16 protein-coding genes are annotated in these 14,131 nt (G+C 55.8%); 12 read left to right on the plus strand and 4 right to left on the minus strand.

Annotated elements, in window-relative coordinates:
- Positions 1 to 58 precede the first annotated feature (58 nt).
- The 3 genes from DSM3645_RS31450 to DSM3645_RS21080 all read right to left on the minus strand — a co-directional run bounded on the left by DSM3645_RS31450 (position 59) and on the right by DSM3645_RS21080 (position 2,361).
- Complete coding sequence (locus DSM3645_RS31450) at positions 59 to 832, minus strand: hypothetical protein (RefSeq protein WP_002654594.1); 774 nt, start codon at positions 830 to 832, stop codon at positions 59 to 61.
- Positions 825 to 1,259, minus strand: a complete 435-nt coding sequence (locus DSM3645_RS21075; RefSeq protein ID WP_040352905.1) for a helix-turn-helix domain-containing protein — start codon at positions 1,257 to 1,259, stop codon at positions 825 to 827. Before DSM3645_RS21075 ends, DSM3645_RS31450 begins: the two co-directional genes overlap by 8 nt.
- A gap of 571 nt (positions 1,260 to 1,830) precedes the next feature.
- The gene (locus tag DSM3645_RS21080) at positions 1,831 to 2,361 is read right to left on the minus strand and encodes a glycosyltransferase family 2 protein (protein ID WP_002654596.1); all 531 of its coding nucleotides are present in this window, start codon (positions 2,359 to 2,361) and stop codon (positions 1,831 to 1,833) included.
- Positions 2,362 to 2,666: 305 nt separating this feature from the next.
- Between DSM3645_RS21080 and hisI the strand changes: the two genes are divergently transcribed.
- Positions 2,667 to 3,062, plus strand: coding sequence for a phosphoribosyl-AMP cyclohydrolase (gene hisI, locus DSM3645_RS21085; RefSeq protein ID WP_040353155.1), 396 nt, complete (start codon positions 2,667 to 2,669; stop codon positions 3,060 to 3,062).
- Positions 3,063 to 3,229: 167 nt separating this feature from the next.
- Entirely contained in the window at positions 3,230 to 3,496 is a 267-nt protein-coding gene (locus tag DSM3645_RS21090) for a hypothetical protein (RefSeq protein WP_002654598.1), read from the plus strand.
- Positions 3,497 to 3,619: 123 nt separating this feature from the next.
- Here the strand turns inward: DSM3645_RS21090 and DSM3645_RS21095 are convergent, their stop codons facing one another.
- Positions 3,620 to 3,988 carry a hypothetical protein gene (locus DSM3645_RS21095; RefSeq protein ID WP_002654599.1) on the minus strand — a complete coding sequence of 123 codons (369 nt, stop codon included), beginning with the start codon at positions 3,986 to 3,988 and terminating at the stop codon, positions 3,620 to 3,622.
- 394 nt (positions 3,989 to 4,382) lie between these two features.
- Here DSM3645_RS21095 and DSM3645_RS21100 point away from each other — a divergent pair, with 394 nt between their 5' ends.
- The 10 genes from DSM3645_RS21100 (at position 4,383) to DSM3645_RS28740 (ending at position 14,128) form a co-directional block, all read left to right on the plus strand.
- Positions 4,383 to 4,712 (plus strand): co-chaperone GroES, encoded by a 330-nt coding sequence (locus DSM3645_RS21100; RefSeq protein ID WP_002654600.1) that lies wholly within the window; start codon positions 4,383 to 4,385, stop codon positions 4,710 to 4,712.
- A 59-nt stretch (positions 4,713 to 4,771) separates the two neighbouring features.
- A complete protein-coding gene (gene groL, locus DSM3645_RS21105; RefSeq protein WP_002654601.1) occupies positions 4,772 to 6,388 on the plus strand; it encodes a chaperonin GroEL in 1,617 nt (538 codons plus the stop codon).
- Positions 6,389 to 6,679: 291 nt separating this feature from the next.
- Positions 6,680 to 7,594, plus strand: coding sequence for a DUF1559 domain-containing protein (locus DSM3645_RS21110; RefSeq protein WP_002654603.1), 915 nt, complete (start codon positions 6,680 to 6,682; stop codon positions 7,592 to 7,594).
- Between the two features lie 65 nt (positions 7,595 to 7,659).
- Positions 7,660 to 8,073 (plus strand): hypothetical protein, encoded by a 414-nt coding sequence (locus tag DSM3645_RS21115; protein WP_040352906.1) that lies wholly within the window; start codon positions 7,660 to 7,662, stop codon positions 8,071 to 8,073.
- A 278-nt stretch (positions 8,074 to 8,351) separates the two neighbouring features.
- Positions 8,352 to 9,257: a DUF1559 domain-containing protein gene (locus tag DSM3645_RS21120; protein ID WP_002654605.1), complete on the plus strand. Its 906-nt coding sequence runs from the start codon at positions 8,352 to 8,354 to the stop codon at positions 9,255 to 9,257.
- Positions 9,258 to 9,330: 73 nt separating this feature from the next.
- Positions 9,331 to 9,735, plus strand: a complete 405-nt coding sequence (locus DSM3645_RS21125) for a hypothetical protein (RefSeq protein WP_002654606.1) — start codon at positions 9,331 to 9,333, stop codon at positions 9,733 to 9,735.
- 378 nt (positions 9,736 to 10,113) lie between these two features.
- Positions 10,114 to 11,022, plus strand: a complete 909-nt coding sequence (locus tag DSM3645_RS21130) for a DUF1559 domain-containing protein (RefSeq protein WP_040352908.1) — start codon at positions 10,114 to 10,116, stop codon at positions 11,020 to 11,022.
- 51 nt (positions 11,023 to 11,073) lie between these two features.
- Positions 11,074 to 11,490 (plus strand): hypothetical protein, encoded by a 417-nt coding sequence (locus tag DSM3645_RS21135; RefSeq protein ID WP_002654609.1) that lies wholly within the window; start codon positions 11,074 to 11,076, stop codon positions 11,488 to 11,490.
- 773 nt (positions 11,491 to 12,263) lie between these two features.
- Positions 12,264 to 13,448, plus strand: a complete 1,185-nt coding sequence (locus DSM3645_RS21140) for an HD domain-containing phosphohydrolase (RefSeq protein WP_002654610.1) — start codon at positions 12,264 to 12,266, stop codon at positions 13,446 to 13,448.
- The gene (locus DSM3645_RS28740) at positions 13,445 to 14,128 is read left to right on the plus strand and encodes a hypothetical protein (RefSeq protein ID WP_002654611.1); all 684 of its coding nucleotides are present in this window, start codon (positions 13,445 to 13,447) and stop codon (positions 14,126 to 14,128) included. The genes DSM3645_RS21140 and DSM3645_RS28740 overlap by 4 nt, the downstream gene beginning before the upstream one ends.
- The last annotated feature ends 3 nt before the right edge of the window (positions 14,129 to 14,131 follow it).

Genomic DNA, 14,131 nt, shown 5'->3' on the forward strand with positions numbered 1-14,131 from the left:
TTGCACCTTCAATAGCGCCAGCAAGGGAAAGCGCCGCTATCCCGCACGCCCCTGCCCCTCAATCACGTAAACAACCGCCGCCTCCAAACTCTTCTGGCAATTCAAATACCGACCGCTTCCACGCTCGGTCCACCATTTCTTTCTCTTCGGGCCAAGCTCGTTCAGCCTCCGCGCAGTCCACGCCTTGAGTTGCTGCAGAACCACCTTGGGCGGCGTGGTTGCGGAAACGACGACATGCAAATTGATTGCTTCGGCAATTTACTGCATGCAACTCCCAGCCTCGATGGCTACAGTGTGCCCGAATCGTCTCCTCGACAAGTTTTCGTTGGCGATTATCAAGCAGAGTCGTCGCTTCAGACATGTTCGCACCGGCGTACCGCTCTCGAACTTCGTCGGGCAATTGATCCCCCTGATTGCGCCGAACCCAACCTCGCTTGTCGCCTGGCAGCCATGTGCCGAAGACGGTCCAAGTTAGCAAATAGCCCACAGGATCTGGCTGCGGGGGCTGGTTTGAATCATCGAACGCCATGATCGAAGCGTTGATTGAATGAGAGTTTGCGACCTCCTTGTCGGCAGATGCCGCATTGCCTCGCTGGCGCTTTTTTGAGGTTGCACAATTTCGAACCAACAGAACACTAGCCCGCAGCGCCAGCGAGGGAATGCGGTTCGCCACTTCAATCCGTGTTCGGATCGCCAACCGCTTTCCCTTGCTGGCGCAACGGGCTAGTGTTCCATCCTCCAATGATGTTCGAACGCCAAGCGATTCCCGCTTAGCGCGGCGGTCGGCGAAGCGACCATGCCGCGCAAAGGTTGATTTCTCGACTTCAGTCACGCATCGAGCGAATGACCGATTCTTCTGAGAAGCTGCGCTCGGCCGTCCGTCCCAAATCGTCCAGCGAACGACGCTGACCGACATTGTTCCAGGCGTTCACGTCAGAAAGCTCCGGCATAATGTCGTTGAGCTGATTGACGAGCGTTTCGGCCATGATGCGAATGCTGGGCTCTTTGGCGCGTTCGAGGATCGCTTTTGCGCTCTTCATGACGCGAACCAATTGAGCTCGCTCGCGAATCGGAGCCGATAGATCGCACTCCGGCTCATCCAGCAAGTCTTGCACAGGAACGTCCAGCGCCTGACTCCAACGATAAAGTTGGCTCAGAAGCAAATCAGACGTTTCCTCTTCTTCGTCGCGGACTTGCGATGAAGTAATTCCAAGTCGCCGAGCCGCCGTGCGGAGCGATACGCCCTGTTCCTTTCGCACCTCTCGGATTCGATGCAGCGGCCGGGAAGGCTGTGCGCGAATGCGTGGAGATACAAAGGCTAACGAACCGCGAGTCAGTTCGAAGGGAACCGTTGCCATAATCTGTCCTCCCTAAGTTCCGGTAGACGCCGAAATGGGAGCGAAAGCAAAGAAGCAAGTTCCTCACCGCGCAGCAACGCCATACCGAACAAGCCGGTATGCAAAAAAATTGCCCATGAGATTGGAAATCGAACTCTGTTCCGCTAACCCGCCGCGCACGCAAATCAACTGTCCTGAGTTGACTGTGATCGCGTATCTCGACGCCTAAATTTCTCTGGGATCGCTCAGGTTTGATGAGACTTGAAGAGCGGCCCCAGAAAGTGATGGGATCGCCTGAGAAACCTTCCAGGCACGAAATAAATCCGAAAGTGCCTCTTTTAGAAAGATATGGACCTGGATGTCCCTCTTGGCGACTTTGAATTCTAGCGGAATCGGATCACGATTTCAAGGATTATTAATGAGCTATTTCCAAATAGATGCCACAAGTTGACACCTAGCGCTGCGGATCTTGCTGTTAGTTTTTTTGCTGGAATTATTCGCCAAGCGCGAAGTTGCTCACTTTACGCAGAAAATTCGGCCGCGGCATCAGGTCGGGCGAATGCGCCGGACGCTCCTTCTTGACGTCCGAGCCCCATTTCATCAGTCGTTCCAGCAAATCCTGATCCAGCCCAAGTCCAGACTTCGCAGGCATTTGCGGCGCCGGCGCGACAGGCCGCGCGGCGTTCTCTTGATGCATTCGCCACATTGCCAGCAGGTCGGATTCGACCACTGGCTTGCGGGCGTCATGGATCAACACAACTTCGCCTTCGGCATGGCGACTGCCGGTATCGACCGCCGCAGCGATTCCGGTGCAGCGAGCGTGCCGATGCAATTTCACTTGCGGAAAGCGGCATGAAAGCTCTTGAGCCGCTTCTTCGGTGTGGTCAGTCGACCCATCATCGATGATGACGACTTCAAATCGATCGGTCATTTCAGGGAGGACGTCGAGCAGACGTTCAACGTCGCGCGCCAGCCACTGCTGGGCGTTATGAACCGGCATGATTAGGCTCAGCGACTTATCCAACGTCTCACCTCTTTCAATCGTGTCGTCATTGCCCCGGGAATCTTTCCCAGGACGGTCAGCTTTCGGGGGCACTGTTAGGCAATAGCGGAGTGATAGCACCCGCATTGGAAAAGATCGGCGGAAGGCTGAACCTTTTTCAATCTCCCCGTTTCAAGTGTGCTTAAGCCGTTCGTACGGTAAAGTTGGGTCGTGACAATTGCGTATGGCAATTGCCCCTGCGGCCTCGTGCCGCCGACTTGACCAACACCGTCGCTGACCAGCAAACTGGGTTGGTCCCTTCACTTTTTCTGAAAGACGCAGCGGCCATGCCGATCGACTTGCCCCGAGAACCCGATTTCGCCAAAGCAGGCGGTTTGGTCCCTGCCATCGCCCAAGACGCAGACAACGGCGATGTACTGATGATGGCCTGGATGAATGCAGAAGCATTCGCCGAGACGCTCGCAACCAATCGAGCGGTTTACTTCAGCCGCAGTCGCGGCAAACTATGGCGCAAAGGAGAAGAAAGCGGTCACGTGCAGACCGTCGTGGGCATCTTTGTCGACTGCGACGCCGACACCGTGCTGCTGAAAGTGCGACAAGCAGGCGCCGCATGTCACGAAGGATACCGAAGCTGCTTCTTCCGCCAGATCACGACCACCGACACGCAGGTGGTGGGAGAGCGCCTGGTCGATCCCGCCGAGGCCTACCGGAAAAAACCGTAAATTGATCCCTGTTTCCCCAACTCCACACGACCCGAATTTGTATCGTCCAAATCAACAATTTTGCCGAGCAATCCTCATTTTTTCGCTAGGCCGAAGAATCTCCCCCCTATATATTGGGCGGCAGTTGCAGGGGTATTACATCTTTTGAATTTGGGGGGAGACGCTCAATGCTCGCGATAATCATGATGTTCGTGTTGGGGGTGTGCGGGATTATTAGCATCGGTTGTTTCATCATGGTGATCATCAAGATGTTCCAGAACGATGAAGCGACGCTGGGGATCATCTGTCTCGTGACCATCTTTTGTGCGATCGGCGGATTAATCACATTTGTCATGGGCTGGGTAAAAGCAGACAAGCTGCAGGCCCGTCAGATCATGGGAATTTGGACAGGTGCGATCGTTGTCGGCATGATCGCCAGTTTTCTGGCGCAATAGCGACTCCCCAACAACTTTCCGATTCACGAAAAGGACCGCACGAACTTGCGGTCCTTTTTTCTTTCTATCCACGGCGAGACTGGGCCCAACCAAGGGCTCGCAGAAGAGAAACCAATATCATTTCTAAGGCCCGGCGATCGGCAGCCAACGACCATTGTTCAGATGCCAAGACTGGCCGTCGTCTTCATCAAACAGAATCGCGGCGCAGCGACCTTGGTTGGTCTGCGTCATCTTAACCCGGTAGGCGCCGGTGCGATCTTCCAGATTGTTGGAGGGTTCGATCTTTACCCAGGCGCCTTCCTGCATTTGGGTGCTTTCGCCGGTGACCAGGTTGTAGCGAATCGCGTCCCATCGACCGTTGCCGAGTGAGCACATTTCGATGTCAAAGGTCCCTTGGGGCTGCTTGGGCTTTTCTTTGCCGTTCTTGGCGACGGCAATCGCGGTTGCGCTAATACAACAAAACAAAACGAGCGGGAGAATCATTTTTTGCATGAGGAGTCCTCGTGACGGAGAGATTTGAACCATAAACCGGGGCACAACGCATGATCAGGGAGACGATAGATCCGTGCAAGTTGTTTTTTGCCGCGACAAGAGCCAGATCGAAACGGGGTAACGTCGCTTTTTGCCGCTCCGTCACCGGGGTCTCGTCACTTCTGTCAGATTGGCAGACCAGCGGTAAAATTCGGTCGGCGTCCAAGTGCCCAGCTGCGAAATCATCGGTGATATAAGGACTTACAACACGAGCCAGTCGGTTGGCACAGCGGTTGCTATTAAGGGGTTCCATCTTGAAATTCCGCAAGATTGGCAGCCGGTGCGCTCCTGGCCCCCGGCATCGGCATACCCCTATGTTCCTCAAACCAGGATCATTCTCGGAGGAAATCGACGAATGGCGACCGCGACCAAAAAGAAAACTGCTTCCAAGCCCCGTCTTCAACCCCTTGGCGACCGAGTGGTCGTGAAGCGTGACGAAAGCGAAGAAACGACCGCCGGCGGCATCGTTCTGCCGGGCGCTGCTCAAGACAAGCCTTCGCGCGGCGTTGTCGTCAGCGTCGGAAATGGCCGTTTGCTGGACGACGGCAATCGTTCGCCGCTGCAGGTCGCTCCTGGCGATCGCGTCATCTTCGGCCGCTACGCCGGCAGCGACACGTTTAAGCTCGGCGATGAAGAAGTCATCCTGATCCGCGAAGACGACATTCAAGCGGTATTGCTTGACTAACTTGTCGCTCGCACGGATCCCCAACCGAACAAGCTAAATCCTTACAGGAGAAAACTTTCATGGCGAAAATGATTGCGTTTGACCAGGAAGCTCGCGAAGCGATTCGCCGCGGCGTTTCCAAATTGGCCAAAGCGGTAAAGACGACTTTGGGACCGAAGGGTCGCAACGTCATTCTGCAAAAAAGCTTCGGCAGCCCGACCGTCACCAAGGACGGCGTCACCGTCGCCAAAGAGATCGAGCTGGAAGACGTCTATGAAAACATGGGCGCCGCGATGGTTCGCGAAGTCGCCAGCAAGACCAGCGACGTCGCCGGCGACGGCACCACCACGGCGACCCTGATGGCCGAAGCGATCTTCAACGAAGGTCTGCGTGCGGTCGTCTCGGGCGTCAACCCGATTCACATGAAGGCGGGCATCGAAAAGGCGGTCGCCGACATCACCGCCAAGTTGACCGGAATGTCGATTCCGATCAAGAAGAAAGAAGAGATGGCGAACGTCGGCTGCATCGCGGCCAACAACGATCGCGAAATCGGTCAGCTGCTTGCTGACGCGATGGAAAAGGTCGGCAAAGACGGCGTCATCACCGTCGACGAAGGCAAAAGCCTGGCGACCGAAGTCGAATGGGTCGAAGGCATGCAGTTCGATCGCGGGTATCTCTCGCCTTACTTCGTCAGCGAACCGGCGACGATGCAATGCGTGCTGGAAGACTGCTACGTGTTGGTCTTCGAAAAGAAGATCACCAACATCAAGGACCTGGTTCCGGTCCTCGAAGCGGTCGTTCAACAAAGCAAGCCGCTGTTGATCATCGCCGAAGACATCGAAGGCGAAGCCCTAGCGACGTTGGTCATCAACCGACTCCGCGGCACCTTCAAGTGCTGTGCGGTCAAAGCTCCGGGCTACGGCGATCGTCGCAAAGCGATGATGGAAGATATCGCCATTTTGACCGGCGGCACCGCGATCTTTGAAAGCTTGGGCATCAAGTTGGAAAGCCTTGGGCTGGCCGAACTGGGTCGCGCCAAGAAGGTCATCGTCGACAAAGACAACACGACGATCATCGAAGGCGCTGGATCGACCCAGCACATCAAGGATCGCATCACGCAGATTCGTCGCGAAATCGACAAGTCGACCAGCGATTACGATAAAGAAAAGCTGGAAGAACGCTTGGCCAAGCTGGCCGGCGGCGTGGCCAAGGTCAACGTCGGCGCCGCGACCGAAAGCGAAATGAAAGAGAAGAAGGCTCGCGTCGAAGACGCGCTGCACGCAACTCGCGCTGCGGCGGCCGAAGGCATCTTGCCGGGCGGCGGCGTCGCCCTGCTTCGCGCTTCTTCCGAAGTGAAGCCGAAAGACCTGAGCCACGACGAAGAGATCGGCTACAACATCGTGATCCGCGCTTGCCGCGCTCCGATCACGACGATCTCGAACAACGCCGGCAAAGACGGCAGCATCGTCTGCGAAAAGGTTCTCGAAGGCAAAGGTAACTTTGGTTACAACGCTTTGACCGACGTCTACGAAGACCTGGTCAAGTCGGGCGTCATCGATCCGGCTCGCGTCACCAAGACTGCCTTGGGCAACGCGGCCAGCGTCGCAACCTTGTTGCTGACCAGCGACGCGTTGATCGCCGAAAAGCCGAAGAAGGACGCCAAAGGCGGACACGGCGGCGATCACGACATGTATTAATCGTTTCGGCGAAGCCAAGACTTTTCACGAGTCAAGCTTTGCCGCAACTGCGAAACGAAAAAGGGCCGCACGAAAGTGCGGCCCTTTTTTTGTGGAAAAACAAGAGAAATACGCAGGCGCCGCTCTCTGCGGCGCCGCTGCTGATTTCTCGTGCAATCGGCCCGAAACATGGTAGTTTCTTTGCGCAGACAAGGGGTTAGTTCGCCGGCGAATTGGAAATTGCGACACGGCATGCGGCTTGCTATTGAGGGGCGTGATTGAACTCAACCCCTCACGCATCCCGAGACGCTTATGCCATCCTCTGCTCGCCGCAACGGTTTTACGCTGGTTGAACTGCTGGTCGTTATCGCGATCATCGGCGTTTTGATCGCCCTCTTGCTGCCGGCGGTGCAACAAGCGCGCGAAGCGGCCCGCCGTATGTCCTGCTCGAATAACATCAAGCAGGTCGGCTTGGGAATGCACAACTATCATGCGACCTACGGGACGCTGCCGTGCGGTTTCCTCACCGAGGCGTCGATCACCGTGCACAAACGACTCTGCTGGTTTCAAGTGATCTTGCCTTACATCGAACAGCAGCCGCTGTACGATCTGTACTTCGCCAATCAAACGGATCAGGTCCATTCCATTCCGGAATCGACCGGCATTCAGCAAGTCGTCGTTAAAGATTTGATCTGTCCGTCCGAAGCGAATGCGGACGCGCGCGGTGGAAACGCGAAGAACTTTAGCTTCCAGGGAAACTACATCGGCTGCACCGGCGATGATCAGATGCATCGCTCCAATCCATTGGACGGCGTCTTCTATCCCAATTCTGGCACGGGATTTCGGGACCTGATCGACGGCTCATCCAACACGATGCTGATGAGCGAAGGGGTCAAGCGTCCCGGCAATGCGATCGCGTGGGGAGAGATCGGCGGCTATTGGGGAGGCGCACTCTGGGGCGCCTATGGCTATACGACGCTCGAATCCCCCAACACGACGGTTTCGGATCGCAACTATTCATGCAAGACGACCGACTTCGCCAAAGCGCCCTGCATCGCGACCAGCACGTCCAATGCGTTGCAAAACTTCGCGCGCAGCTACCATCCCGGCGGCGTCATGGTGGGTATGAGCGACGGATCGACACGCTTCGTTCCCGATACGATCAATCTGCAAACGTGGAAGAACCTCAGCACGCGCGCCGGCGGCGAAGTGATTGGCGAATATTGAGCGAAATTGGACATTGTCATTTACGATATCACGAGTTATCTTGAAGAATCGAAGAATACGAAACAATGCGTTCCACAATACGATACGCCATTATTAGCCTGTTGATCGCCTCCTTGGTCACGATGGGCTGCGGCCCAACCGGCCCGCCAAAGTACTTGGTAAAAGGGGGAGTGACGTTTAATGGCGAGCCGATTGAATCGGGCTATATCTGGTTCCGTGACAAATCTGGCGAAGTAGGCAGCGTGGAAGCGCGTATTAAAGATGGCGCCTACCAACTTGAATCGTTGCCGGGCGAAAAATTGGTCGAGATTTCGATGTTCAAAGAAGTGCCGCTTCCCGGCGGTAAGCCGAATGCGGAAGGCGACACCACCATGTTGGTGGAAGCGCTCCCCGAACGATACAACGTCCAGTCAATCTTAGAAGTCAACGTGGAATCCAACTTAGAAGCGCAAGACTTTGCGCTAACGACGAAGCCGTAATCGAGACGCTCCCATCTCTCAGTCAACCTCCACTCTGCTGGGAATGTTCGCCCCTCACGAGAACGACACGAAATCGATCACCTGCCCCGCCGGATTGCTGCATCACCAAGCGGCTAATTTCCCATTCGGGGGAACTTTACGACACAGACCGCAGTAATTCACGCTCGAAAGAGAGCAAATATCGCAATCTCAGTCAGCAGGATCCCCACGGCATATCGATTGCGATTGCCTGCATTACGAACTTGTCTTCCCCCCTTTTTTCTTGCCGGAGAACTTTCTTGAACCTGACGAAATCTCGATATGCATTCACACTTGTCGAACTTCTTGTCGTGATCGCCATCATCGGCGTATTGATCGCGCTGTTATTGCCTGCAGTTCAGCAAGCCCGTGAAGCGGCGCGGCGCATGTCCTGCTCTAACAATATGAAGCAGCTCGGCTTGGCGATGCACAACTATCACGATACCTTTGGATCGTTTCCGTTCGGCTTCATCGGCGACCCTCCCGAAATGGCGACGCATCGTCGCATTTGCTGGATGCAGACGATCCTGCCGTTCATTGAACAAAATGCTTTGTCCGATGCGTTTAAAGCGGATACCGAAGTCTACACCCAGAACGTGCCGGATTCGATTCAGGAAGTTGTGATCGAAGGCTTGCTTTGTCCTTCAGAAGCCAATCGTGACGCTACCGGCGGCAATTCGGTGGCCGGCTTCCAAGGGAACTACGTCGTCAATACCGGCGACGACCAAATGCATCGCTACGACCCGCTGGACGGTTTGTTCTTTAGCAAATCAAGTCTCGGATTTCGTGATACGGTCGACGGAACTTCCAACACGTTGCTCTACGGCGAAACGATCAAGCGACCCGGGACCGGCGCTTGGGGCGCAAGCGGCGGTTATTGGGGTGGCGGCGCGTGGGGATCGCATGGCTTTACGACGCTCGAATCGCCCAACACCACCGTCGCGGACCGTAACTACTCTTGCAAAACGACGACCTTCAAGAAAGCGCCATGCACGGCGACCGGCGTTTCGCATGAATTGCAAAACTTCTCGCGCAGTTATCACCCCGGCGGAGTCATGGTCACCCTGGCCGACGGTTCGACCCGCTTTATCGCGGAAACGGTCAATCTTTCGACTTGGCAGGCGCTCAGCACTCGCGCTGGCGGCGAAGTGCTAGGAGAGTACTAGTCTCGACCGCGAAGGCCTTCGACTCTCGCTCGGCGTTAGGCTCTTTAATTTGCAGAAAGGAACCGTGCTGCTCATGCTACGTTTATCCCTACTCGTCGCAATTTTCGCGACGCCGATCCTAACCGGTTGCGGCGCCAGCGGACCGACCTACCATACCGTCGCCGGAAGGGTGACTCTCGATGGCCAGCCGATCGCAGCGGGAAGAATCTTGCTGCGTGATCCGACGCGCCAAGTCGGCAGCGTCGAAGCTGCTATCGTCGACGGACGCTTCGAGGTGAAAGCGTTGCCTGGCCCTAAGCGTGTCGAAATCTCCGCCCAAAAGGAAGTTCCACTGCCCGGTGGAAAAACCAATATTGAAGGGGATTCCACGAGATTCGTAGAAGCTGTTCCAACCCGCTACAACAAAAGCTCAACGCTTGAGTTGATCGTCGCGGAGGATCTTGAAAACCAGGACTTCGAGTTGAAGTCCCAGCCGTAACTTTGCCGCCAGTGCGAGACGTTAGCTACAAAGCCGCCTTCTTGATAAAAGTTGGCGGCTTTTTCTTTGCGCGCGGGGTTCGTATTCGTCGTGTTGCGACGCCTCCGAATTCGCAGCTGCCGCTCTTCTAACGTCGATCACGCCGCATGGCTCCCCCTCCAGCGAACGACAACCGATGAGGCGACGTGCAACAGTAGCTGCCCATTTGCGATGCAGTGGAACTTCGGCTTTCCGCACTTGCTAAAAAAAAATGGAGTTGGATTGCGGAATCTGGTCACTTCTTCGCGAACATGAATTTCCACTCTTTCGGCACACTTGTTGCGTTCATTGTCAAATCACCACGTCCCATTTTATTCCAATTGTTTTCAGGGAACCGCGATGTCTCAAGTATCTCGCAGAAATGGCTTTACTCTGGTGGAACTGTTGGTGGTGATCGCCATCATCGGCGTTTTGATCGCACTGTTGCTGCCGGCTGTACAACAAGCCCGCGAAGCGGCGCGGCGGATGAGCTGCTCGAACAATCTGAAACAGATCGGCCTGGGTCTACACAACTATCACGACACGCATGGCTCGCTGCCGCCGATGATCATCCAGCCAGAGACCGACAATGCGCCGGCTTGGGGTTGGAGCGCCCTGATGTTGCCGATGCTGGAACTTGGCAATGAACATGATGCGTTGCAAGTCGGCCCATTGACGCTCACGCAGTCAGCCGCCACGACCGCTGGAGCGGAGGTTCTCGGCAAACCGTTGAATGCGTTTCTCTGCGCTTCCGATGCGGCGACAACCGATGTGACGGACAAGAAAATCAGCAATGTGTTCTTGGGCCGCTCCAGTTATCCCGGCGTCAACGGTCGCGGACCGCGCGCTTACTATGAGGATCTCTTTGTACAAGTTCTTTGCCAGGGAGTCTTCAACTCGCGAAAAAAGGGATATCGCTTTGGTGAAATCGTCGATGGACTCTCCAATACGACGGTCGTCGGTGAGCGAAGTTATTCTGTCCGAGGAACCCCGGATGTGACCATTACGAATTGGGCCGGAACGAGCGCCTCGGCGACGGATGACGCTGGTTACAAAGGCGCGATGGAAGTCTCAGCGACGGCCGGCTATCCCATCAATGAGCCTGGTCCAAACTGGCAGTTCAAGCATTGGTTCCGCAGCATGCATCCAGGCGGCGGTCAATTCACCTTCGCGGATGGGAGCGTTCACTTCCTGAGCGATACGATCGATATGGCGACGTATGGATATCTGGCTGATCGACAAGATGGGCAAGTTTTGAGTCAATACTAGACTCGATTGCTTCTCCCCATCCAACTAGCTACTTGATGGAGTAACAACGAAATGGCCTATCGTGCAGTTGCACTAATCTGCGCCGTCACTCTGCTCGGTTGCTTTAGTAACAAGCCAGATCTTGAGTTTGGCGAAGTGCGGGGAACGGTCACCTTAAACGGCAAGGCGCTTCCCTACGCTACCGTTCGCTTTCAACCCGAAATCGGGCGACCTTCCTATGGCCGAACCGACGAAGCAGGCTCCTACACGTTGCTGTTCAGAGGGGAACCTTGGGGCGCCCTGGTCGGAAACAATACCGTCGCCATTACGACAGAGGATCAGATCGAAGATCCAACGACCGGCAAATTCAAATTCATTCGCGAATATCTGCCAAAGAAGTACCACGCCCAGACAACTCTCAACGCTCAAGTAGAGCCGGGACAAAACAGGTTTGATTTCGCCTTGGTCGATCCCAAAAAACGAAAGTAAACAGAATTGGAAACTTGCAGGCGTCGCCCGTTGGGTCGACGCTTTTTTTTATGCGCCGAACAACTTTGCCGATCATCGATTTCGCGAGGGACAGAAGCTTTTCTTTTCGGCTTCTATGGCTTGACTCGCCGAACCGCGCGCAAAGCAACCGTCTGCTGCCTTACGAATAGGCAAGCGGCGGCCAAAAGCGGCTCAACGTGGGGCCGAGTTGTACGTCTCCGACTCGAACTAGGCTTTTCGTCGCGCGCGGCGATTTCGGCGCAATGCTTGCACTTAGAGCATGTCAACTTCGGTGATTTGAACGCTTCGCCAGATGCGGAAATCATCACCAGAGGTTCCGCGCAAATCAACGGCTCTTCGCGACTCCCTCCTCCGTACCGCACACCTGATTACAACTTATCTATTCGCGTGGCCGTCGTAGTCTCCCTACGGCGGCCATGTTTTGTTCCAGGCCGACTCTTGGCCCTCGAATCGTCATAACCGCTACGACGCTCGTTGTGGGTTTCGCCTTTCCGCATCCCTGCTGCGCTTCACCGCTGCTTGCGAAGCGACTTCTAAGTTACGTCCTACCTTCTGAATAGCGACGTCACCGCAGGTCTGACGGTCGCTCCCTTAGAGACGGTGCAGTTTATTGGCACTATTTACGTATCGAATAACATGCCTCACGCCGGAGGCTGTTTGTTCGGGAGCAGATCTTCACTCGATAATGACAGATGCATATGGATTCCTCAATTTCTGGGTTCACCTGCGCATCGGTAGGCTTACCGCCATCGATGCAGCGAGAGAGCGAGGCCGCAACCAAAAATGACGTTGCGCCTAATCCGTCAGGCGAATTGCAATTCGGTGATCGTGATCTGCGTCAAAAACGCATTATTTCGGTCGATGACGAACCGATCAATTTGGCCCTCGCCGAGGCTTACCTGCGCAACGAAGGATTTGAACGACTCGAGTTTTACTCGGATCCGCAAACGGCGTTAGAAGTCGTATGCGCCGATCCGCCAGATCTGATCCTGCTTGATCTGATGATGCCGGAGTTGGATGGTCTGCAATTCCTGCAAAAAATCAGCGATTCCCAAAAACAATTGTTGGCCCCCGTGATTTTGCTAACGGCCTCGCCCGACGCATCCCATCGCCGCGACGCTTTGGAGCTGGGCGCCACGGATTTTCTGCAAAAGCCGATCCTAATCGAGGAATTGATTCCTCGGATTCGCAACGTCCTTAGCGCCGAACATTTGAAGCGTTGGTTACGCGATCAAAACCAACAACTCGAGCATCTTGTCCAATTGCGGACGCGCGAACTGGAACGGACGCAAGGCTTGATCATCGCTTGTCTGGCTCGCGCAGCCGAGTTCCGCGACGAATTGACCGGCAATCATAATCTGCGTGTCGCCCGCTACGCCGGCTTGATCGCTCGCAATGTCGGCCTGCCGTCCGAAATGGTCCGGATGATTCAGGCTGCGGCGCCGTTGCACGACATCGGTAAAGTCGCCGTCCCCGATTCGATCTTGCACAAACCTGGAAAGTTGACCGCCGAGGAACGACAACTGATGCAGCGTCATACCGAATGGGGACGCTCGATTGTCGAACCCGAAAAAAAGTGGGGTTTCGTCATCGCCGATCTCACCACGGGTGAAGCCGGCCAAGCGAACGCCGACCTATTGCGAGTTGCGTCTCGGATCGCGCTGAGTCATCACGAGCGCTGGGATGGCGCCGGCTATCCCGACGGCAAGGCCGGAGCCGACATTCCGGTCGAAGCGCGAGTCGTCGCCGTCGCCGACGTGTTTGACGCCTTGTCCAGCAAACGACCTTACAAAGAGCCGATACCCCCGCTCGAATGCGTCGCAATGATCCGCGAACAAAGGGGGAAACAGTTCGATCCCGAAATGGTCGATGCGTTTGTGGAAGCGCTTCCCGAAGTACTGTGGATCGCCGATCTTTTGCGAGACAGCGTCAAGTGAGCGAGCCGCCCGAGGTAAAATCGTCTCCTTGGAAATGGACTGTCTCGGCGATCGTCGTCGGATGGGGAGTCGCGCTTTGCGCGGTCTGGTGGAGCATGACCGCCTATTCTTACCAGATCGACGGCACGGCTCTGCCGATCGTAGCCTGGCCGAGCGACGCGAATTTGTCCATCGCCGCTGACCGGCCGACGGTACTCCTATTTTTACATCCCCGCTGCCCTTGCTCGGCGGCGTCGCTGACAGAGTTGGAGCAAGCGATTTTGGAGACGCCTGCCGCGCGAAAGCCGCGCGTGTTGGTCATCGCCGCCGTTCCGACGCAGTACGACGCTCAGTGGACAGAGACCCGCAATGTCGTACGTGGAGAGCAACTCCCTCACGCCAGCGTGGTGATCGACGCCGGCGGACTCGAATCGCACAAGTTCGGCGTCGTTTCGAGCGGACACGTGATGGCCTTCGCGCCGTCCGGCGAGCTTCTCTTCTCCGGCGGCGTGACTCAGTCACGTGGCCATGCCGGAAACAATACGGGGCGAGCCTCCCTCATACGTGCGTTAACCGGTGTTGCGTTCTCAACAGCGGAGATCCCCGTATTCGGCTGCCGGCTTTGCTTGCCGGATCCTAGTTCGCTGGACGGATCCGGCGCAACGGCGCCGCTCGATCGCAACCAAGTCACCTTTCCCTAGGTA

Origin of the sequence: Blastopirellula marina DSM 3645 (genome assembly GCF_000153105.1) — a bacterium.
Classification (GTDB): domain Bacteria; phylum Planctomycetota; class Planctomycetia; order Pirellulales; family Pirellulaceae; genus Blastopirellula; species Blastopirellula marina.

Bases quoted from the DNA above. Each gene is read 5' to 3' on its own strand.
- hisI (WP_040353155.1), top strand. From the start codon at position 2,667: ATGCCGATCGACTTGCCCCGAGAACCCGATTTCGCCAAAGCAGGCGGT.
- DSM3645_RS21090 (WP_002654598.1), top strand. From the start codon at position 3,230: ATGCTCGCGATAATCATGATGTTCGTGTTGGGGGTGTGCGGGATTATT.
- DSM3645_RS21095 (WP_002654599.1), bottom strand. From the start codon at position 3,988: ATGCAAAAAATGATTCTCCCGCTCGTTTTGTTTTGTTGTATTAGCGCA.
- DSM3645_RS21100 (WP_002654600.1), top strand. From the start codon at position 4,383: ATGGCGACCGCGACCAAAAAGAAAACTGCTTCCAAGCCCCGTCTTCAA.
- groL (WP_002654601.1), top strand. From the start codon at position 4,772: ATGGCGAAAATGATTGCGTTTGACCAGGAAGCTCGCGAAGCGATTCGC.
- DSM3645_RS21110 (WP_002654603.1), top strand. From the start codon at position 6,680: ATGCCATCCTCTGCTCGCCGCAACGGTTTTACGCTGGTTGAACTGCTG.
- DSM3645_RS21115 (WP_040352906.1), top strand. From the start codon at position 7,660: ATGCGTTCCACAATACGATACGCCATTATTAGCCTGTTGATCGCCTCC.
- DSM3645_RS21125 (WP_002654606.1), top strand. From the start codon at position 9,331: ATGCTACGTTTATCCCTACTCGTCGCAATTTTCGCGACGCCGATCCTA.
- DSM3645_RS21130 (WP_040352908.1), top strand. From the start codon at position 10,114: ATGTCTCAAGTATCTCGCAGAAATGGCTTTACTCTGGTGGAACTGTTG.
- DSM3645_RS21135 (WP_002654609.1), top strand. From the start codon at position 11,074: ATGGCCTATCGTGCAGTTGCACTAATCTGCGCCGTCACTCTGCTCGGT.
- DSM3645_RS21140 (WP_002654610.1), top strand. From the start codon at position 12,264: ATGCAGCGAGAGAGCGAGGCCGCAACCAAAAATGACGTTGCGCCTAAT.